The 18,326-nt window shown below is 58.5% G+C and carries 19 protein-coding genes; 3 read left to right on the forward strand and 16 right to left on the reverse strand.

The genetic code is table 11. The annotated features are described in order from the left end of the window. Window positions 1–92: 92 nt before the first annotated feature. From ACZZ0G_RS21675 to ccoG, 5 genes are all read right to left on the reverse strand, one after another. Window positions 93–776 (reverse strand): sulfite exporter TauE/SafE family protein, encoded by a 684-nt coding sequence (locus tag ACZZ0G_RS21675; protein WP_016984739.1) that lies wholly within the window; start codon window positions 774–776, stop codon window positions 93–95. Next, window positions 769–981, reverse strand: coding sequence for a cbb3-type cytochrome oxidase assembly protein CcoS (gene ccoS, locus ACZZ0G_RS21680; protein WP_463397041.1), 213 nt, complete (start codon window positions 979–981; stop codon window positions 769–771). Before ccoS ends, ACZZ0G_RS21675 begins: the two co-directional genes overlap by 8 nt. A gap of 24 nt (window positions 982–1,005) precedes the next feature. Next, window positions 1,006–3,456, reverse strand: coding sequence for a heavy metal translocating P-type ATPase (locus ACZZ0G_RS21685; protein WP_463557461.1), 2,451 nt, complete (start codon window positions 3,454–3,456; stop codon window positions 1,006–1,008). A 264-nt stretch (window positions 3,457–3,720) separates the two neighbouring features. Further along, complete coding sequence (locus ACZZ0G_RS21690; RefSeq protein ID WP_007917181.1) at window positions 3,721–4,260, reverse strand: FixH family protein; 540 nt, start codon at window positions 4,258–4,260, stop codon at window positions 3,721–3,723. A gap of 11 nt (window positions 4,261–4,271) precedes the next feature. Next, a complete protein-coding gene (ccoG, locus tag ACZZ0G_RS21695; protein ID WP_463557462.1) occupies window positions 4,272–5,687 on the reverse strand; it encodes a cytochrome c oxidase accessory protein CcoG in 1,416 nt (471 codons plus the stop codon). Between the two features lie 498 nt (window positions 5,688–6,185). Here ccoG and ACZZ0G_RS21700 point away from each other — a divergent pair, with 498 nt between their 5' ends. After that, window positions 6,186–7,190, forward strand: a complete 1,005-nt coding sequence (locus ACZZ0G_RS21700; protein WP_463557463.1) for a metallophosphoesterase family protein — start codon at window positions 6,186–6,188, stop codon at window positions 7,188–7,190. Window positions 7,191–7,228: 38 nt separating this feature from the next. Here ACZZ0G_RS21700 and ACZZ0G_RS21705 read toward each other — a convergent pair whose 3' ends face one another. The 10 genes from ACZZ0G_RS21705 to ccoN (ACZZ0G_RS21750) all read right to left on the reverse strand — a co-directional run bounded on the left by ACZZ0G_RS21705 (window position 7,229) and on the right by ccoN (ACZZ0G_RS21750) (window position 15,323). Continuing rightward, the gene (locus tag ACZZ0G_RS21705; protein ID WP_463557464.1) at window positions 7,229–7,648 is read right to left on the reverse strand and encodes a PIN domain-containing protein; all 420 of its coding nucleotides are present in this window, start codon (window positions 7,646–7,648) and stop codon (window positions 7,229–7,231) included. Continuing rightward, window positions 7,648–7,902, reverse strand: coding sequence for a type II toxin-antitoxin system Phd/YefM family antitoxin (locus ACZZ0G_RS21710; RefSeq protein WP_191630901.1), 255 nt, complete (start codon window positions 7,900–7,902; stop codon window positions 7,648–7,650). Before ACZZ0G_RS21710 ends, ACZZ0G_RS21705 begins: the two co-directional genes overlap by 1 nt. A gap of 520 nt (window positions 7,903–8,422) precedes the next feature. Then, a complete protein-coding gene (gene ccoP, locus ACZZ0G_RS21715) occupies window positions 8,423–9,406 on the reverse strand; it encodes a cytochrome-c oxidase, cbb3-type subunit III (RefSeq protein WP_150650953.1) in 984 nt (327 codons plus the stop codon). Then, window positions 9,403–9,588 (reverse strand): CcoQ/FixQ family Cbb3-type cytochrome c oxidase assembly chaperone, encoded by a 186-nt coding sequence (locus ACZZ0G_RS21720; RefSeq protein WP_003175465.1) that lies wholly within the window; start codon window positions 9,586–9,588, stop codon window positions 9,403–9,405. Before ACZZ0G_RS21720 ends, ccoP (ACZZ0G_RS21715) begins: the two co-directional genes overlap by 4 nt. A 5-nt stretch (window positions 9,589–9,593) precedes the next feature. Beyond that, window positions 9,594–10,202 carry a cytochrome-c oxidase, cbb3-type subunit II gene (ccoO, locus tag ACZZ0G_RS21725; protein ID WP_158959430.1) on the reverse strand — a complete coding sequence of 203 codons (609 nt, stop codon included), beginning with the start codon at window positions 10,200–10,202 and terminating at the stop codon, window positions 9,594–9,596. Next, window positions 10,202–11,644 (reverse strand): cytochrome-c oxidase, cbb3-type subunit I, encoded by a 1,443-nt coding sequence (gene ccoN, locus ACZZ0G_RS21730; protein ID WP_463557465.1) that lies wholly within the window; start codon window positions 11,642–11,644, stop codon window positions 10,202–10,204. The genes ccoO (ACZZ0G_RS21725) and ccoN (ACZZ0G_RS21730) overlap by 1 nt, the downstream gene beginning before the upstream one ends. Before the next feature lie 482 nt (window positions 11,645–12,126). Then, a complete protein-coding gene (gene ccoP, locus ACZZ0G_RS21735; protein ID WP_463557466.1) occupies window positions 12,127–13,080 on the reverse strand; it encodes a cytochrome-c oxidase, cbb3-type subunit III in 954 nt (317 codons plus the stop codon). After that, window positions 13,077–13,274, reverse strand: a complete 198-nt coding sequence (locus ACZZ0G_RS21740) for a cbb3-type cytochrome oxidase subunit 3 (RefSeq protein ID WP_077572245.1) — start codon at window positions 13,272–13,274, stop codon at window positions 13,077–13,079. Before ACZZ0G_RS21740 ends, ccoP (ACZZ0G_RS21735) begins: the two co-directional genes overlap by 4 nt. A 5-nt stretch (window positions 13,275–13,279) precedes the next feature. Beyond that, window positions 13,280–13,888 carry a cytochrome-c oxidase, cbb3-type subunit II gene (gene ccoO, locus ACZZ0G_RS21745; protein ID WP_008082031.1) on the reverse strand — a complete coding sequence of 203 codons (609 nt, stop codon included), beginning with the start codon at window positions 13,886–13,888 and terminating at the stop codon, window positions 13,280–13,282. Between the two features lie 10 nt (window positions 13,889–13,898). Beyond that, entirely contained in the window at window positions 13,899–15,323 is a 1,425-nt protein-coding gene (ccoN, locus tag ACZZ0G_RS21750; protein ID WP_008082029.1) for a cytochrome-c oxidase, cbb3-type subunit I, read from the reverse strand. 95 nt (window positions 15,324–15,418) lie between these two features. Between ccoN (ACZZ0G_RS21750) and ACZZ0G_RS21755 the strand changes: the two genes are divergently transcribed. Together ACZZ0G_RS21755 and ACZZ0G_RS21760 are read left to right on the forward strand one after the other, a co-directional pair. Next, window positions 15,419–16,099 carry an alpha/beta family hydrolase gene (locus ACZZ0G_RS21755; RefSeq protein WP_463558874.1) on the forward strand — a complete coding sequence of 227 codons (681 nt, stop codon included), beginning with the start codon at window positions 15,419–15,421 and terminating at the stop codon, window positions 16,097–16,099. Window positions 16,100–17,150: 1,051 nt separating this feature from the next. Continuing rightward, window positions 17,151–17,516, forward strand: a complete 366-nt coding sequence (locus ACZZ0G_RS21760; protein WP_134174955.1) for a DUF6124 family protein — start codon at window positions 17,151–17,153, stop codon at window positions 17,514–17,516. 176 nt (window positions 17,517–17,692) lie between these two features. Here ACZZ0G_RS21760 and ACZZ0G_RS21765 read toward each other — a convergent pair whose 3' ends face one another. Further along, window positions 17,693–18,217, reverse strand: coding sequence for a hypothetical protein (locus tag ACZZ0G_RS21765; RefSeq protein WP_463557467.1), 525 nt, complete (start codon window positions 18,215–18,217; stop codon window positions 17,693–17,695). Window positions 18,218–18,326: the final 109 nt, after the last annotated feature.

The raw sequence follows: 18,326 nt of genomic DNA on the forward strand, positions 1-18,326 counted from the left end.
CCTCTTCGCGAGCAAGCTCGCTCCCACAGATTTTGTGTACGCCTCAAATCCCCTGTGGGAGCGAGCTTGCTCGCGAAGGCCGCGCCGCCGATTTAGTGGCCCATCAACCAATGCTGATGTGGACCAGGAAGGGTCCATATCCCGAACAGGATCACCAGCAACCCACCGGCCATGCGCACGCTGCGTTTGCGCAAAATGGCGGTGACGCGTTCTGCCGCAAGTCCCGTGGCGAGTAATACCGGCCATGTGCCCAGCCCAAACGCAAGCATCAACAACGCACTGTCCAGCGCATTGCCCTGACTCGCGCTCCACAGCAGCGTGCTGTAAACCAGCCCGCACGGCAGCCAGCCCCACAAGGCGCCGAGCAATAACGCGCGGGGCAGACTCGACACCGGCAGCAAGCGATTGGCGACGGGTTGAATGTAGCGCCACAGACCGCGCCCCAAACTTTCAATGCGCGTCAAACCACTCCACCATCCGGCCAGATACAAACCCATGGCGATCAGCAGCAACCCGGCCAGCACGCGCATGAACAACGCCGCGGGACTGTTCGCCACCGCCCAGCCAGCGAGGCCGATCAGCAATCCGGCGGTGGCATAACTGAGAATCCGCCCAAGGTTGTACGCCAGCAGCAAGCGAAAGCGTCGGCTGCGCTGCTCCTTGGGAATCGCCAGGGTCAGTGCGCCCATCAAGCCGCCGCACATGCCCAGGCAATGGCCGCCGCCGAGCAGGCCGAGGATCAATGCCGAAACCAGCAATGGCGCCAGTTCAAGCATGGGGTGGCGCCTTGTCGTCCGGTTTTTTGGCGTTGGCTTCGTCGACCGCAGCGGTGTGCTGCGGATCCTGATCATCGAAGAGGATGCTGTGCGCCGGGCCGTCGAGATCGTCGTACTGACCGCTGTCCACCGCCCAGAAAAAGATGTACACGGCGATGGCCACGATCAGCAGCGCGGCCGGGATCATCACGTAGAGAGCTGGCATCTGTACTCCAGGCGCCCGCGCGGCTCAGGCCGGCAACGGGCGGGTTTGCGATCGTGTGCTGGCGGGCGGCGGACTCGGCAAACGAGTCAGGCGCAAGGCATTGAGCACCACGGTCAACGAACTGATCGACATGCCGACGGCGGCCCACACCGGAGTGATCCAGCCGAGGGCGGCGAACGGCAACATGAGGCCATTGTACAGCGCCGCCCACAGCAGGTTCTCGATGATTACCCGCCGGGTCCGCCGCGCCAATGTGAAGGCTTGGACCAAGGCGTCGAGGCGGTTGGACAGCAAGACCGCATCAGCGCTGGTTTTCGCCAGATCGGTGGCCGAACCCATGGCGACACTGATGTCGGCCGCCGCGAGCACCGGCACGTCATTGACGCCGTCACCGAGCATCAACACTTTGCGACCTTCCTTGTGCAGCTGTTGCAGGACTTGCAGCTTGTCGTCCGGGCGCAAGCCGCCACGAGCCTCATCAATGCCCAGTTCCGCCGCTACGCTGGCGACCATCGGCGAACTGTCGCCGGACAACAGCAAAGTGCGCCAGCCCCGCGCCTTGCACGCGGCGAGCAGCGCGGGGGCGTCGTCACGCAAGCGGTCGTCGAGAACGAACCACGCCAGCGGCCCTTGAGGATCGCCGAGCAGCAGCCATTGGCCGGCCTCGTTCGGCATGCCGGGCACGTTCGCACCGCTGAGGGCACAGACAAACTCTGCCTGGCCGATACGCAAACGCTGCCCATTGACCAAGCCTTCGAGACCAAGCCCCGGCGTGCTGTGGACTTCTTCGGCGGCCAGCGGCGCGCGACCGAAAGCGCGGGCAATCGGGTGTTCCGAACGATTTTCCAACGCGGCGGCAAGGCTCAGGCATTGGTCGCTGTCGTGCGCGCCGAGTGGGCGAATCGAACGCAGCACCAATCGGCCTTCGGTGAGCGTACCGGTCTTGTCGAAGATCACCGTGTCGATCTGATTCAAACCTTCCAGCACATGGCCGCGGGTCAGCAGCAAACCGAGTTTGTGCAGGGTGCCGGTGGCGGCGGTGAGGGCGGTCGGCGTCGCCAGCGACAGTGCGCACGGGCAGGTGGCAACCAGCATGGCGAGGACGATCCAGAACGCTCGCGACGAATCCAGCTCCCACCACAGCAGGCCGATGGCCGCTGCGGCGATCAGCGACAGGAGCAGAAACCATTGCGCGGCGCGGTCGGCGATTTCCGCCAGTCGCGGTTTTTCCGCCTGGGCGCGGTCGAGCAGGCGAACGATGGCTGACAAGCGTGTGTCTTGGCCCAGTGCCTGGACTTCCACGGTCAACGCGCCTTCGACGTTGAGCGTGCCGGCGGTCACCGAATCGCCCAGTGTGCGCGGTTGCGGCAGGTATTCGCCGGTCAGCAGCGATTCGTCGATGCTCGACTGGCCGTCGATGATCTTGCCATCCGCCGGCAGAATCGAGCCGGCCTGCACCAGAATCTTGTCGCCCAGGCGCAATTCGCTGAGCAGGATGCGTTCGCTCTGACCGCTCGCATCCAGTCGCAGGCACGAAGCTGGAAGCAGGTTGACCAGTTGTGCTGTCGCGGCAGCGGTGCGCTCCCGGGCGCGGCGCTCCAGATAACGTCCGGCGAGCAGGAACAGCGCGAACATGCCGACCGCATCGAAATACAACTCGCCAACGCCGGTGATCGAGGTCCAGATCCCGGCGATGTAGGCACTGCCGATCGCCAGCGACACCGAGACATCCATGGTCAGGTGGCGTGTGCGCAGGTCGCGCATCGCGCCTTTGAAGAACGGCGCGCAGCTGTAGAACACGATCGGCGTAGTCAGGAACAGCGCGATCCAGCGCAGGATCGTGTGCAGCTCGGGGCTGAGGTCGATGTTGAATTCGGGCCAGGTGGCCATGGTCGCCATCATCGCCTGGAACCACAGCAGCCCGGCGACGCCGAGCTGGCGCAGGGCCAGGCGGTTTTCGCTGGCCAGTTGTTCGCTGGCGCGATCGGCCTGATACGGGTGGGCGGCGTAACCGATGTGGCGCAATTCGGCGAGGATCTGGCTCAGCGGCAATTGCCCGTCGGCCCAGCTCACGTGCAAGCGATGGTTGGAAAGGTTCAGCCGCGCCTCGGCGACCGCAGGCAACGTGCGCAAGTGTTTCTCGATCAGCCAGCCACAGGCGGCGCAACTGATGCCTTCCATCAACAGGGTGGTTTCGGCCAGCTCGCCTTCGTGGCGGACGAAGGGTTGCTGGACATCGGCGCGGTCGTACAGCGCGAGTTCGTCGGTCAGTTGCACCGGCAGCGCTTCGGGGTTGGCCGAGGCTTCGCTGCGGTGTTGGTAATAGCTTTCCAGACCACCAGCGACGATGGCTTCGGCCACGGCCTGACAGCCCGGGCAGCAGAATTCGCGGGATTGCCCGAGTACGACGGCGGTGAAGCGGCTGCCGGCAGGGACGGGCAGGGCGCAGTGGTAGCAGGGGATTGGGGTGGTCATGGCATCGTCGAGGGGGTAAACCCTTGCATTGGAGTTGTCCGCTTGCCCTCACCCCAGCCCTCTCCCGGAGGGAGAGGGAGCCGATCGGTGGGGGCCGGAAAAACAGGTTCAGTCGTCGAGATCGTCACTGCCTTGCACAAGGCCTGCAAGCGACGAGGTTCAGTCGCCGCCATCGTCACTGTCATACGCAACCAATAAAAGCGCTCGAGATCGGTCCCCTCTCCCTCTGGGAGAGGGCTAGGGTGAGGGGCTTCTGATCTTGGCTCACTTCTTCAGGTCTTCCGCACCTTGCAGCGGCTCATCACCGAGCAGCAGATCCTTGTCATGGCTCACCAGTTCTTCTTCGAACATGCGCCACACATGGTCATCCTGACTGCCGAGCAATTCAACAAAGCGACGACCCTCAACCTTGTCACCCAACTGACCGATGTAACGTCCGGTTTCAGTCTCGCTGCGGGTCAGGACAATTTTGCGATCCTTCTCCGGCTGAGTCGGCGAAATCAGGTTCAATTCCAGCGTCTTCGGTTGACTGTCACCGCTCAGGCGCAGATCGACTTCACCGGTCACGCCATCCAGATGCACAGCCGCACGCATCTTCAGAGTCTGCGCCAACAGTTCACGGTCCAGCGAACGGTTGATGCCCTTGCCCGCCTCGTAGTAGTTGTCGTTGACGAGGTTGTCCGGGTTGTTCACCGCGATGGTTACCATGGACAGGGTCAGGGTCACCGAACAGGCCAGAATCCCGATGATGATCCATGGCCAAAGGTGCTTGTACCAAGGGCTTGCGGCGTTTGCTGCGGGCATGTTCAGTTCTCTCAACGGATTTGTGGGCCGATGAATCGGCTCTTGGCTTCAACGTGGACGCTGTCATCATCGGCATCCTTGAGGATGAATTTCACCTCGTTGGTGCTCGATGGCAGTTGTTCCGGTGCGCTCGACAACTCGACCGGCATGCTGACTATATCGCCGGCCGTGACCTTGATCTCGCGTTTGCCTTGCAGGCGTAGATCCGGCAGGCCGCTGGCTTCCAGCAGGTAGGTGTGATCGCGCTGGTCTTTGTTCATGATCTTCAGGCTGTAGACGTTTTCGATCCGCCCTTCAGCGTTTTCGCGGTACAGCACGCGGTCCTTGCTGACGTCGAAACCGACCAGAGAGCGCATGAAGAACGCGGTGACCAACAGACTGATCATCGCCAGCAACACCACGGCATAGCCGATCAGGCGCGGGCGCAGTTTATGGGTTTTCTGTCCCGACAGGTTGTGTTCGGTGGTGTAGCTGATCAACCCGCGCGGGTAGTCCATTTTGTCCATGATGCTGTCGCAGGCATCGATGCACGCCGCGCAGCCGATGCACTCGATCTGCAGGCCGTCACGGATGTCGATACCGGTCGGGCAGACTTGCACGCACATCGTGCAATCGATGCAATCGCCCAGACCCTGCGCCTTGTAGTCGACGCCTTTCTTGCGCGGTCCACGGCTTTCACCGCGACGCGGGTCGTAGGAAACGATCAGCGTATCCTTGTCGAACATCACGCTCTGGAAGCGCGCATACGGACACATGTAGATGCACACTTGCTCGCGCAGCCAGCCGGCGTTGCCGTAGGTGGCGAGGGTGAAGAAACCGACCCAGAAATACGACCAGCCATCGGCCTGGCCGGTGAAGAACTCGAAGACCAGTTCGCGGATCGGCGAGAAGTAGCCGACGAAGGTCATGCCGGTGACGAAACCGATCAACAGCCACAGCGCATGTTTAGCGAATTTGCGCGCGAACTTGTTGGCGCTCATCGGTGCCTTGTCGAGCTTGATGCGCTGGTTGCGGTCGCCTTCGGTGACCTTCTCGCACCACATGAAAATCCACGTCCACACACTTTGCGGACAGGTGTAGCCGCACCAGACGCGCCCGGCATACACGGTGATAAAGAACAGGCCGAACGCGGCAATGATCAACAGGCCTGAAAGCAGAATGAAATCCTGTGGCCAGAAGGTCGCGCCGAAAATGAAGAACTTGCGCTCCGGCAGGTTCCACCACACGGCCTGATGGCCGCCCCAGTTCAGCCACACCGTACCGAAATACAGCAGGAACAATGCCGCGCCGCCCATCATCCGCAGATTGCGGAACAGGCCGGTGAAAGCGCGGGTGTAGATTTTTTCTCTGGAGGCGTAAAGGTCGACGCTGTTGTTCGCGTTTTTGCTTGGTGGTGTGACGTCGTGTACCGGAATCTGGTTGCTCATCATTGCATCCCACGGCAGTGGAAAAATGCCTCGGTCGATACGTGCCAACCAAGGTCAAAAAGGGGCGAAGCAGTGGCGCAATGATACGCCTGTCGCTCTAGATCAGGGGTGCGACCTTTGGTCGCGTTGGGTAAAAATCGTTAATGGTGTAGCGAATGCAGCAAAGCATGATGCAGGTCAATTGACTTGTTGAGTATGGACGGTTTTTCCGTGTCGGCTAACCCATTGCGTCAGGGGGTGATCATTTCGAAGCCATGCCATCGCAAGCTAAAAAATGGGGCGGGCATGGAAGGTGTGATCTTCGGGTTCAATTGCAACAGTTCCTGCATGAATGTTTTAAACCTTAACTTCAAACGTTTAGCAGATTTGCTGCGACTGAAATATGTCTACTTGATTGTTCTTGTTTTGCGCTTTGAAGTTTTCTGTTTTTTCGAATAGGTTCTGTTTTCGCGAAATATTGTTCGCGTGCAATTGATTAATTTAAATGGAATTTCAAGTATGGCTTTTAATAAGTTTGCAAACGTTTTGCTGGGTGTTTGTTTATTGGCTTCGGTCGCCTCCGCTCAGGCTGTAACGGGAATGCCGAAACACATGGTTTTTGCGTCAGATACGCAATACCCGTGGACAGACAAGACGGATACCCGGGAACCCGAATCCGATGCGGAATTCGATATTCGCTCGAAGTGGCTGGTTGATACTCAGCTTGCAAGTATCGCCGATTTCAGAAAGCAGCATGGCGCGCAAGCCCAAGTGCCACTGATGATCAACGGCGATATAACCGCTTTTGGCCATGGCTGGCAGCGCTCGTTCATGAAGGACTTACTGAGCAAACACTTCAAGGATGATTATTTGTACGGCTTGGGTAATCACGATTATGAAAACAATGTTGATGATTGTTTTAGCAATAGCTGCGCGGCGGGCAGTATCGTCGAGTTCAAAGAGCATCATGAAGGTAAAGTCGACAGTTTTGACCTGAGAATCACCAGTGGATTTTTGAGCAAGACGTATTCGGGGAGCCTCGCCTATTCAAAGAACATTGGCGAAGTGCATATGGTGCAGCTCAATAACGAACCGACGTATACGACCCGTATTGCTCATCCACTGAATCCGACGACGTTTGAAATCAATGATGCGCTGGACTGGCTCGAGACGGACCTTAGACTGGCGCGAGCTTCGGGGTACGCCATCATCATCAATATGCATAAGCCGTTGGAGTACAAGGGTACGCAGGAACAACGGAAGCGCTTTCGCGACATGATCAACAAATATCAAGTGACGGCGATCTTTGCCGGCCATTTGCATCAGGATGGAGGCGATTCCTATTGGGAGGGCCGCGTGCCCATGTACCTGAGTGGCAGTACGTCTCAGCAAACCTATCTGGTTGCCAGTTTTACCGAGGATCGCAAGCAGTTGCAGATCTATCTGGTGAAGAACAACCAGTGGCGCAATCGAACACTGATTGATACCACGCCGGTGCATTCAATCTTTGCCCAACGCCCATGAAAAAAGCCCCGCCAGTGATCTGGCGGGGCTTTTTACGATCAGTGATTGGCGGCGATCCATGGGTTGATCAGATGAACGCCGCTGAGCTGGAAGTCGGCAACATTACGGGTGACCAGCGTCAGGCCATGAACAAGCGCGGTGGCGGCGATCAAGGCGTCGCACTCATTGCTGCGATCAGGCACATGCAGCTGTGCGCATCGGGTAGCGACAACGGTATCGACCGAGAGGATTCTGCCCGAGAATGCGGGTTTGACGTGACGCTCAAGCCAGTGGCGCAGCATCCCTCCTTGTGGCGGGTCGCGGCGTTCGATGCGCAGAATGCCGGTTTCCAGTTCCAGCACGGTGATTGCCGATAAATACAGGCTGGCCGGGGCGACGCTGTTTGCCCATGTCACCACCTGCTTGTCGGCCTGGGGTTTTCGCAGCTCGGAAACTACATTGGTGTCGAGTAGAAACATCAAGACAGATCCACGCTACGAGGAGTGATGACGGCGCGCTCGGGTTCGAATTCGATGTCAGGCGCATTCGGCATGACCAGCAGATCGACGATGCTGGTCTGGCTACCGGTTAGTTTCTGGTACTCCTCGATACTCAGCAGTACATGAGCAGGCTTGCCACGATCGGTAATGATGACTGGACCCTGATGCGCGGCTTTTTTGGCAGCGCTGGTGTCCTGATTGAATTCGCGGCTGGAAATGGTCGTGATGGCCATCATTTTCGGCCTCCAGTGATTCGGGTGTAGAAACGTTACTACCTTGGAGTTTGCGCGGCAATCGAAAAGGTGGATTGCGGACGATCGGTTTATCACTGTCATAACGGCACCGGCGAAAGCGTCCATGCCATAGGGCAGGGGCGCAGGATATCGGGTAAATGTTCGCTGTGTTTTGCTGCCCTGTCTGTCAGGGCAATCGGCCGCCGCCGAGGCCGTCAAGGCCGCTACCGTTAGCGGTTTGTGTTGATGTAGAACGTTTGGGTTGGACAGGCGTTTGTGCGGGTTTTGCTCCATCGTCTTGATGGGGCTGAGGCTGATTGGGCAGTGTGTCTTCGTCATTTTTTGACATGGGCTTCATCCTTGAAGGTTGGCCCGATGCTGCTCATCGGGGTGGCTAAAACCTATAGGGCACGACTGCTCAAGTCTATTGAGCAAACGTTTCAAGTCATGAATGCGAACACGAAAAAAAAGACCCCGCCAATTCTCATTGACGGGGTCTTCCCGGTTTCAAGCGTTGGCCTTATTCGGCGTTCGCTTCCGGTGCTTTTTCACCGTGGGACAGGCTGTAAACATACGCCGCCAGCAAGTGCACCTTGTCGTTGCCTTGCAGTTGTTCCTGCGCCGGCATCTGGCCCTGACGGCCGTAACGGATGGTCTGCTGCAGTTGCGCGAAGCTCGAACCGTAGATGAAAGCACCCGGGTGGGTCAGGTCAGGCGCGCCCATGGCGGGTGTGCCTTTGCCAGCCGGACCGTGGCAGGCCACGCAGTTGGCGGCGAACAGTTTGCCGCCGTTGGCTGGGTCAGCCTTGGTGCCTTCCGGCAGTTTGCGGCCATCCAGGTTGGTCACGACAAACGCTGCCACGTCGGCAACGCCTTGCTCGCCAATCACTTCAGCCCAGGCCGGCATCACCGCGTGACGACCGCCCATGATGGTGGTCTTGATGGTTTCCGGTTCGCCGCCCCAGCGCCAGTCGGCGTCGGTCAGGTTCGGGAAGCCATAAGCGCCCTTGGCGTCGGAACCGTGGCACACCGAGCAGTTGGAGGCGAACAGACGGCCACCCATCTTCAGTGCTTGCGGATCCTTGGCGACTTCTTCGATGGGCATGGCAGCGAACTTGGCGAAGATCGGACCGAACCTGGCGTCCGAACGGGCCATTTCCTTTTCCCACTCGTGCACGCCGGTCCAGCCGGTCTGGCCGTTGGCGAACGCGGTCTGCTTGTCGTTATCGAGGTAGTTGTAGCCCGGCAGCAGGCCTTTCCAGTTGCCCAGACCCGGGTACAGCACCAGGTAACCCAGGGCAAAAATGATGGTGCCGACGAACAGCATGAACCACCATTTCGGCAGTGGGTTGTCGTACTCCTCGATCCCGTCGAAGGAGTGCCCGACCGTCTCGTCCGTCTGCTCGCTGCGCTGGCCCTTGCGGGTCGACAGCAACAGCCAGGTCAGGGCGAAGATCGTACCGAGACTGAGGACTGTGACGTACAGACTCCAGAATGTAGTCATTCTTTGTTACTCCTAGAAGCTTGCTCGACGTGCTTGATGGCTTCGGGATCATCCGCAAAAGGCAACAAGGTCGCGTCTTCAAACTCCGACTTGCGCTTGGGGCTGAACACCCACAGCGCCAGACCGATGAAGGCCACCATCACAACAACGGTGCCCAGGCCACGAATCATCCCGATATCCATCTAATTCACCGTTTGCTTTTGATGATGGTGCCCAGGCCTTGCAGATAGGCCACCAGCGCGTCCATTTCGGTTTTGCCCTTCACGGCAGCCTGTGCACCGGCGATGTCTTCGTCGGTGTAAGGGACGCCGAGGGTGCGCAAAACCTCCATTTTCTTGGCGGTTTCCTTGCCGTCGAGCTTGTTTTCCACGAGGAACGGGTAGGCCGGCATTTTCGACTCAGGCACCACGTTGCGCGGGTTGTACAAGTGCGCACGGTGCCAGTCATCGGAGTAACGACCACCGACGCGAGCCAGATCCGGACCGGTACGCTTGGAACCCCACAGGAACGGGTGATCCCAAACGCTTTCACCGGCCACCGAGTAGTGGCCGTAGCGTTCGGTTTCAGCGCGGAACGGACGGATCATCTGCGAGTGGCAGCCGACACAACCGTTGGCGATGTAAACGTCGCGGCCTTCCAGTTCCAGGGCCGGGCGCGGCTTCATGCCTTCGACCGGCTTGTTGGTGACGTCCTGGAAAAACAGCGGAACGATTTGAGTCAGGCCGCCAACGCTGACGGCGATGACCATGAAGAAGGCCAGCAGGCCAATATTCTTCTCGACAGCTTCATGCTTCATCAGTGAGCTCCAACGACAGCGATCTGGGCAGCGGCTTCAGCTTCAACCGGGTTCGAGGCGCGCACGGTGCGCCAGACGTTGTAAGCCATCAGGAACATGCCGCTGGCGAAGAATGCACCGCCCAGGGCGCGGACGATGTAGCCCGGGTGGCTGGCCTGCAGTGCTTCAACGAACGAGTAGGTGAGGGTGCCGTCGTCGTTGATTGCACGCCACATCAGGCCCTGAGTGATGCCGTTGACCCACATCGAAGCGATGTAGAGCACGGTGCCGATCGTCGCGAGCCAGAAGTGCGCGTTGATCAGGCCGACACTGTGCATCTGCGCACGACCGAACAGTTTCGGGATCATGTGGTAGATCGCGCCGATCGAGATCATCGCAACCCAGCCCAAGGCACCGGCGTGAACGTGGCCGATGGTCCAGTCGGTGTAGTGCGAGAGCGAGTTGACGGTCTTGATCGCCATCATCGGCCCTTCGAAGGTCGACATGCCGTAGAACGCCAGCGAAACGACGAGGAAACGCAGGATCGGGTCGGTGCGCAGCTTATGCCAGGCTCCCGACAGGGTCATCATGCCGTTGATCATGCCGCCCCAGCTTGGCGCCAGGAGAATGATCGACATCGCCATGCCCAGCGATTGTGCCCAATCCGGCAGCGCGGTGTAGTGCAGGTGGTGCGGGCCGGCCCAGATGTACAGGGTGATCAGGGCCCAGAAGTGCACGATCGACAGGCGATAGGAATAGATCGGACGTTCGGCCTGTTTCGGCACGAAGTAGTACATCATCCCGAGGAAACCGGTGGTCAGGAAGAAACCCACGGCGTTGTGGCCGTACCACCACTGGATCATCGCATCCGTCGCGCCCGAGTAGGCGGAGTAGGACTTGAACAGGTTCACCGGCAGCGACATGTGGTTGACGATGTGCAGCATCGCGGTCACGACGATGAACGCGCCGTAGAACCAGTTACCGACATAGATGTGCTTGGTTTTGCGCTTGGTGATGGTGCCGAAGAACACCAGACCGTAGGTGACCCAGACAATGGCCAGCAAAATGGCGATCGGCCATTCCAGTTCCGCGTATTCCTTGGTGGTGGTGTAACCCAGCGGCAAGGTAATGATCGCGCCGATGATGACCGCTTGCCAGCCCCAGAAGGTGAAGGCGGCGAGGCTGTCGGAGATCAGTCGCGTCTGGCAGGTTCGCTGCACGACATAGTAGGAAGTGGCAAACAGTGCACAACCACCGAAGGCGAAAATCACCAGGTTTGTGTGCAACGGGCGCAGGCGTCCAAAGCTCGTCCACGGCAGACCGAAGTTCAACTCCGGCCAAACCAGTTGCGAGGCGATGAAGACACCGAGCCCCATGCCAAGGATCCCCCAGACCACCGTCATGATGGCGAACTGGCGGACTACCTTATAGTTATAAGCAGTCGGACTGATTGCTGTACTCATTCTAAGGTTCCACGGTTTGGGTGTTTTATTAGGATTAAAATCGGCCGCAAGTATGCAGAGAGCAGGGGGTCATTGCAACGCGCCATGACCTGGGTCAATGCTTTCCAAGGCTGATTCTGCGGCCTTTCCATGCGCCGCGTAAGGACAAAATCAGCCTCGGACAAAATGTCGCAGCGGACGAAAAAAGCGAGGGGTTCAGGTCGCTTGTAACGGGGTGTGTTCAAACGCTCGGTGCGGGTGACGGACGGTAAATGGCACGACAGCCGGTATCTACCGGCGTTTGCGGCCACATCAGTCAGCCGGTTCGCGGAACACAGCAGTCAGCGTTGACCTGGAACCGGCACAAGCCAGTCCGCATCGAGCAAGCGTAGACCCGAATCCGGGGAACCGAAAGGTGAGGGCGTGAAGGGGTGCGACAATGCGTCGCAAAGGGGCGGGATGCTGCCGCACCGAGAATGGTGCGGCAGAGGTGTACGCAATGCTTACTTCTTGTTGTCTTCAGTAATCAGTTTTTCTGTATTCAATCCATGCGACAGGCTGTACACATAAGCGGCGAGCAATTGCACTTTATCGTTACCCAGCAGCTCGTTCTGCGCCGGCATGTGGCCCTGGCGACCATGGCGGATGGTCTGTTCAAGTTGGGTCAGGCTGGTGCCATAGATAAACCCGGCCGGGTGCGTCAGATTCGGCGCACCCATGGCTTCAGTGCCGTGGCCGGTTGCCCCATGACAGGCTACGCAGGTGGTACTGAACGCTTGCTGTCCGGCTTGCAGGTCGGCCTTGCTGTCGGCGGGCAATGGCAGACCGGCCAGTTCATGACGGACATAAGCGGCGACGTTTTTCACTCCGGCCTCGCCCAACACTTCACCCCAGGCCGGCATTGCCGCCATCCGGCCACCCATGATGGTGGATTTGATGGTCTCGGCGTCGCCGCCCCAGCGCCAGTCACTGTCGGCGAGGTTAGGGAAACCGAACGCGCCCTTGGCGTCGGAACCGTGGCACACCGAGCAGTTGGAGGCGAACAAGCGGCCACCCATTTTCAGCGCCTGCGGATCCTTCGCCACTTCTTCCACCGGCATGGCGGCGAACTTGGCGAAGATCGGCCCGAACTTGGCATCAGCCTTGTTCATTTCCTTTTCCCACTCGTGCACGCCGGTCCAGCCATCCTCGTAACCCGGCAGGATGCCTTTCCAGTTGCCCAGGCCCGGATAGAGGATCAGATAGCCCACGGAAAACACCAGCGTGCCGGCGAACAGCATGAACCACCACTGCGGCAGCGGGTTGTCGTACTCCTCGATGCCGTCGAAGCTGTGGCCCATGGTCTGGTCGACGCTGCCCTTGGTCTCGCCCCGGCGGGTGCCGATCAGCAGCCACGTCAGGCCGATCAGGCTGCCGATGGTCAGTACGCAGATCCACGTACTCCAGAAGGTGGTCATGGCCGGGTACTCCTTGTCTCATTTGCTTGGGTTGTTTCGGCTTGCGGTTCGTCGGCGAACGGCAGCAGACGTGCTTCGGCGAACTCCGGCGTGCGCTTGCGGTTGAACACCCAAAGCGTCAAACCCACGAAGGCAACGAACACCACGACCGTGCCGAGGCCGCGAATCAGGCCTGCACTCATTTCAATAATCATCGTGCTCACCTCTTGCTCTTGATCGCAGTGCCGAGCACTTGCAGGTAGGAGACGAGGGCGTCCATTTCGGTCTTGCCCTTGAGGCTGGCCACCGCGCCGCTGATGTCGTCGTCGGTGTACGGCACGCCGAGGGTGCGCATGACTTTGAGCTTGGTTTCGGTGTGACTGCTGTCGACCGCTTGGGTGACCAGCCACGGATAGGCCGGCATCTTCGACTCCGGCACAACGTTGCGCGGGTTGTACAAGTGCGCGCGGTGCCAGTCATCCGAGTAACGCGCGCCGACCCGGGCCAGATCCGGACCGGTACGTTTCGAACCCCACAGGAACGGGTGATCCCAGACGCTTTCGCCCGCTACCGAGTAGTGCCCGTAGCGTTCGGTTTCGGCGCGGAACGGACGGATCATCTGCGAGTGGCAACCGACGCAGCCTTCACGGATATAGATGTCGCGGCCTTCCAGTTGCAGCGCGGTATACGGCTTCATGCCTTCGACCGGTTTGTTGGTGACGTCCTGGAAGAACAGCGGGACGATCTGGGTCAGGCCGCCGATGCTCACGGCAAACACCATGAGCAACATCAACAGGCCGACGTTCTTTTCAATCGTTTCGTGTTTCATGGTCGACTCCTCAGGCCATCTGCGCGGCAGCAACGACGTCAGCAGGCTGCGAGGCCCGCACGGTGCGCCAGGTGTTGTAAGCCATCAGGAACATGCCGCTGAGGAAGATCGCCCCACCAATCAGCCGCACGACGAAGCCTGGGTGGCTGGCCACCAGGGTTTCGACGAAGGAGTAGGTGAGCGTGCCGTCCTCGTTGACTGCGCGCCACATCAGGCCCTGAGCGATGCCGTTGACCCACATCGAAGCGATGTAGAGCACGGTGCCGATGGTCGCGAGCCAGAAGTGCGCATTGATCAGGCCAACGCTGTGCATCTGCGCCTTGCCGAAGATTTTCGGGATCATGTGGTACAGCGCGCCGATGGAAATCATCGCCACCCAACCGAGGGCGCCAGCGTGAACGTGGCCGATGGTCCAGTCGGTGTAGTGGGAGAGGGCGTTGACGGTCTTGATCGCCATCATCGGACCTTCGAAGGTCGACATGCCGTAGAACGCCAGTGAGACCACGAGGAAGCGCAGGATCGGGTCGCTGCGCAACTTATGCCAGGCGCCCGAGAGGGTCATCATGCCGTTGATCATGCCGCCCCAGCTCGGTGCCAGCAGAATCAGCGACATCACCATGCCCAGCGACTGCGCCCAGTCCGGCAGCGCGGTGTAGTGCAAGTGGTGCGGGCCGGCCCAGATGTACAGGGTGATCAACGCCCAGAAGTGCACGATCGACAGGCGATACGAATACACCGGACGCTCGGCCTGTTTCGGCACGAAGTAGTACATCATCCCGAGGAAACCGGCGGTGAGGAAAAAGCCTACGGCGTTGTGGCCGTACCACCATTGCACCATCGCGTCGGTTGCACCGGCGTACACCGAGTACGACTTGGTGAAACTCACCGGCAACTCAAGGTTGTTGACGATGTGCAGAATCGCCACGGTGATGATGAACGCGCCGAAGAACCAGTTGCCCACATAAATGTGCTTGGTCTTGCGCTGCATGATCGTGCCGAAGAACACGATCGCGTAGGCGACCCAGACAATGGTGATCAGGATGTCGATCGGCCATTCCAGCTCGGCGTATTCCTTGGAACTGGTGTAACCCAGTGGCAGGCTGATCGCCGCCAGCAGGATCACCAGTTGCCAGCCCCAGAAGCAGAACGCGGCGATTTTTGGCGCGAACAATTGGGTCTGGCAGGTTCGTTGCACCGAGTAGAATGAACTGGCGAACAGCGCGCAGCCGCCGAACGCGAAGATCACCGCGTTGGTGTGCAGCGGGCGCAGACGGCCGAAACTGGTCCAGGGCAAGTTGAAGTTGAGTTCGGGCCAGACCAATTGGGCCGCGAGAAAAACCCCGAGCCCCATGCCGACGATGCCCCACACCACCGTCATAATGGCGAATTGGCGGACCACCTTGTAGTTGTAGGCGGTACTGATAGAAGTGTTCATGGTTCCCCATCCACGGTTCAGCCGAAGTGAGCGCGCGCAAAAGATGCGGCGGATCCTTCGTCTGGAGTTATAGGCAGACTAAAAGCGAGGCAAGCATGGACAAACAGCACAAGGCCAGTATTGACGGGGATCAATGGGCGCAGTGCGTGCGTGATCATGGGTGGCTTTGGGATGGCGCCAGTGGTGAGGCTTCGGCGACGTTGATCCTTGCTCATGGTGCTGGTGCGCCGATGGACAGTGACTGGATGAATGATATGGCTGGGCGCCTTGCCGGGCTTGGGGTGAATGTGTTGCGGTTTGAGTTTCCGTATATGGCGCAGCGGCGGGTGGATGGGGTGAAGCGGCCGCCGAATCCTGCTGCGAAACTGCAGGAATGTTGGCGTGAGGTGTATGCCGAGGTGCGGCGTCATGTCGCTGGGGTTTTGGCCGTTGGCGGGAAGTCTATGGGTGGGCGGATGGCGAGTCTTTTGGCTGACGAGTTGGGTGCCGATGCGTTGGTGTGTTTGGGCTATCCGTTTTATGCGGTGGGGAAGCCGGAGAAGCCTCGGGTTGAGCATTTGGCTTCTTTGCAGACTCGGACGTTGATTGTGCAGGGGGAGCGGGATGCGCTGGGCAATCGGGAGGCGGTTGAGGCTTACACCTTGTCACCGAGTATCAAGGTGTTTTGGCTGGTGGCCGGGGATCATGATTTGAAACCGCTCAAGGCTTCAGGTTTTACCCATGAACAGCATTTGGCCAGCGCCGCGCAGAAAGTAGCCGGGTTTCTCAGCAGCTGACCGAGCTGGTCTGAGATTTTGAACTGCATGAAGATCTGCTCCCTTTCCCCTCGCCCCCATGGGGGAGAGGGCTGGGGTGAGGGGGATCGATTTCAGCTACGACATATTTTTTGGGTACATATCCATTGCTTCGGTAACGGCCACTTAGGGTTCCGCCCTTACGGCGGGTCACTTTTTACAAACGCCTAAAAAGTAACCAAAAACGCTTGCTCCTACGTCCGGCCCGCTCGCTAAGGCTCGGGGTTCCTTCGCTCCGGGATCGATCCGTGCGCAGCGTCTCCGGTTTGCTTCGCTGCACCTACTCCCGCTGTGTTCGACTGCGTCGAACGGTCGCTGCGCTCCCACGCCCGGATCAATCCCTCCACTCAGCCTTCCGACGTCGCCCGTGGATCAAGATCAAAAGCAGGCGAGCTGACACTCGGCCTATTGAGTGGTGAAGGGCCAAGCGGTGTTCGGCTGTTAATTTGTGTTGTGACTGCCCCTCACCCCAGCCCTCTCCCGAGGGAGAGGGAGCCGATTTGGAAGCTTTTCAAAGCCTGAGTTCAACGCGGTATTGCACATCGGCGTACCTCTCCCAAACACCGCGATCAGTCCCCTCTCCCTCTGGGAGAGGGCTAGGGTGAGGGGCGATTTCGCTGACACGATAAAAAACTGGAAGCGCTCTCTGTCCAGCATTTCCTGCGCGTAAACATGATTCCGTGAGCGCGTTTAAAGTACACAGCCCGTTACGCCACGGGGCCTACAACACCTTGCGCCGTTACCTACGCGTACGCCAGAATCCGCCTGCTTACGCGGCTATGAGGTGGGTTGTATCGTGTCCCTGTCACTGAAAAACAGTGATCGGGTTTGGTAGCCCGCTTCGAAACCGTATGGCGTCACCGTATGCAGTCCCTTTTTGGGGGCTCAGATTTTTATGGTGGGCATGCGTGGGGCTCATTCGTGAGCGCCGGGTTTCCCGTTTCGACCGGTCTACCAACCCACGTATGGCCACCACCCATTCGTTTGGTAGCGAGGGTGATGGCTCCTAATATTCGAAACTGGAGTTACACCTATGTTCAAAATCACACCAAACCCGCCCGTTACCGATCCAATCCCACACGACCCCGCGATTAGCCCGCAAAAGATCAAAGAAGCAACCGATCGCGCCCTCGACTACTACCTCAGACCAGAAGCACTGGGAGCCCCACCAAGCTCGCCCAAGTTTCGCCCGGTCTATCTTGTCGACCCCACGCTGGATGACGAAACCCTACTGGTCGAAGCGAGCGAGTCGCTTTCATACGCCCATGCCATGGCCGGCAACATCGCCAACTCAATCGGCGGCCCGGAGCGCAAACCGCTGCTGGCGCTGCAACAGGTGATCATGTTGAACGAGCTGTTGGTCAATCGGCTGCTGGATAAGCTGAAGTTGCCTCAGTAATTTCGCTAGCTGTAATGGCCTCTTCGCGAGCAGGCTCGCTCCCACAGGGGATTGTTGTCGGGCACATAATCTGTGACCACCGCAGATCCAATGTAGGAGTGAGCCTGCTCGCGAAAGCGGCATCACAGATAACACCAAAATCACAGGTCAACTTCCCGTTATTTCTTTGCGGTACATCAAACAATATCCGACAATGCCTCAAAATATTGTTTGGCTTTCAGGTCATCTCTTTTTAAATTGAAAGTACCTTTGGGACTTATTTGTTCGGGAGTTTCGTCTGGTTTTGTTTTTGCAAATATGGCGTCGAACTTACCTTCAACAGTCCCTTTTACAGGGTCCAGCTTAATGCTCAGTGTCGCAGCCTCCGCTTGGATAACTCGCCAGCCTTTCAGCCCGCCCTTCTTTATTGAATGCCTGTGATCACAGTACAAGCCCGTTGCAAGTGTATAAGTGCCTTCCAGTATGTCTTCGTTGATATACGGCACTGCGAGCATAAAACCAAAAAGATTCTCTGAATCGACGGAGCCTACGGAGCCATAAAATATCCATGAGTTGTTAGTTGTCGTGCTTGATTTATAGAATAATGTTCTTTGGGCTTCGGTGGATAAAGAATCGATCTGCCACTGAAATTCGTTGTCCTCTGTTTCGAAGTTATTTATCTGAGGGGTGTTTTCTTCGTTATAAAAATCTCTGAAGTTCACGATGAAATCCTTCTGTCTCGTAGGAGGGGTCCCGTCGATTGATCGAGCGGTATTTCATAGATATTCAGTTGTTAGAATGTTGTCTACTGTCAGAGTTGTCAGCTAGACA

The sequence above is a fragment of the Pseudomonas sp. AC169 genome (assembly GCF_979258515.1).

Bases quoted from the DNA above. Each gene is read 5' to 3' on its own strand.
- ACZZ0G_RS21675 (WP_016984739.1), bottom strand. From the start codon at position 776: ATGCTTGAACTGGCGCCATTGCTGGTTTCGGCATTGATCCTCGGCCTG.
- ccoS (WP_463397041.1), bottom strand. From the start codon at position 981: ATGCCAGCTCTCTACGTGATGATCCCGGCCGCGCTGCTGATCGTGGCC.
- ACZZ0G_RS21685 (WP_463557461.1), bottom strand. From the start codon at position 3,456: ATGACCACCCCAATCCCCTGCTACCACTGCGCCCTGCCCGTCCCTGCC.
- ACZZ0G_RS21690 (WP_007917181.1), bottom strand. From the start codon at position 4,260: ATGCCCGCAGCAAACGCCGCAAGCCCTTGGTACAAGCACCTTTGGCCA.
- ccoG (WP_463557462.1), bottom strand. From the start codon at position 5,687: ATGAGCAACCAGATTCCGGTACACGACGTCACACCACCAAGCAAAAAC.
- ACZZ0G_RS21700 (WP_463557463.1), top strand. From the start codon at position 6,186: ATGGCTTTTAATAAGTTTGCAAACGTTTTGCTGGGTGTTTGTTTATTG.
- ACZZ0G_RS21705 (WP_463557464.1), bottom strand. From the start codon at position 7,648: ATGTTTCTACTCGACACCAATGTAGTTTCCGAGCTGCGAAAACCCCAG.
- ACZZ0G_RS21710 (WP_191630901.1), bottom strand. From the start codon at position 7,902: ATGGCCATCACGACCATTTCCAGCCGCGAATTCAATCAGGACACCAGC.
- ccoP (WP_150650953.1), bottom strand. From the start codon at position 9,406: ATGACTACATTCTGGAGTCTGTACGTCACAGTCCTCAGTCTCGGTACG.
- ACZZ0G_RS21720 (WP_003175465.1), bottom strand. From the start codon at position 9,588: ATGGATATCGGGATGATTCGTGGCCTGGGCACCGTTGTTGTGATGGTG.
- ccoO (WP_158959430.1), bottom strand. From the start codon at position 10,202: ATGAAGCATGAAGCTGTCGAGAAGAATATTGGCCTGCTGGCCTTCTTC.
- ccoN (WP_463557465.1), bottom strand. From the start codon at position 11,644: ATGAGTACAGCAATCAGTCCGACTGCTTATAACTATAAGGTAGTCCGC.
- ccoP (WP_463557466.1), bottom strand. From the start codon at position 13,080: ATGACCACCTTCTGGAGTACGTGGATCTGCGTACTGACCATCGGCAGC.
- ACZZ0G_RS21740 (WP_077572245.1), bottom strand. From the start codon at position 13,274: ATGATTATTGAAATGAGTGCAGGCCTGATTCGCGGCCTCGGCACGGTC.
- ccoO (WP_008082031.1), bottom strand. From the start codon at position 13,888: ATGAAACACGAAACGATTGAAAAGAACGTCGGCCTGTTGATGTTGCTC.
- ccoN (WP_008082029.1), bottom strand. From the start codon at position 15,323: ATGAACACTTCTATCAGTACCGCCTACAACTACAAGGTGGTCCGCCAA.
- ACZZ0G_RS21755 (WP_463558874.1), top strand. From the start codon at position 15,419: ATGGACAAACAGCACAAGGCCAGTATTGACGGGGATCAATGGGCGCAG.
- ACZZ0G_RS21760 (WP_134174955.1), top strand. From the start codon at position 17,151: ATGTTCAAAATCACACCAAACCCGCCCGTTACCGATCCAATCCCACAC.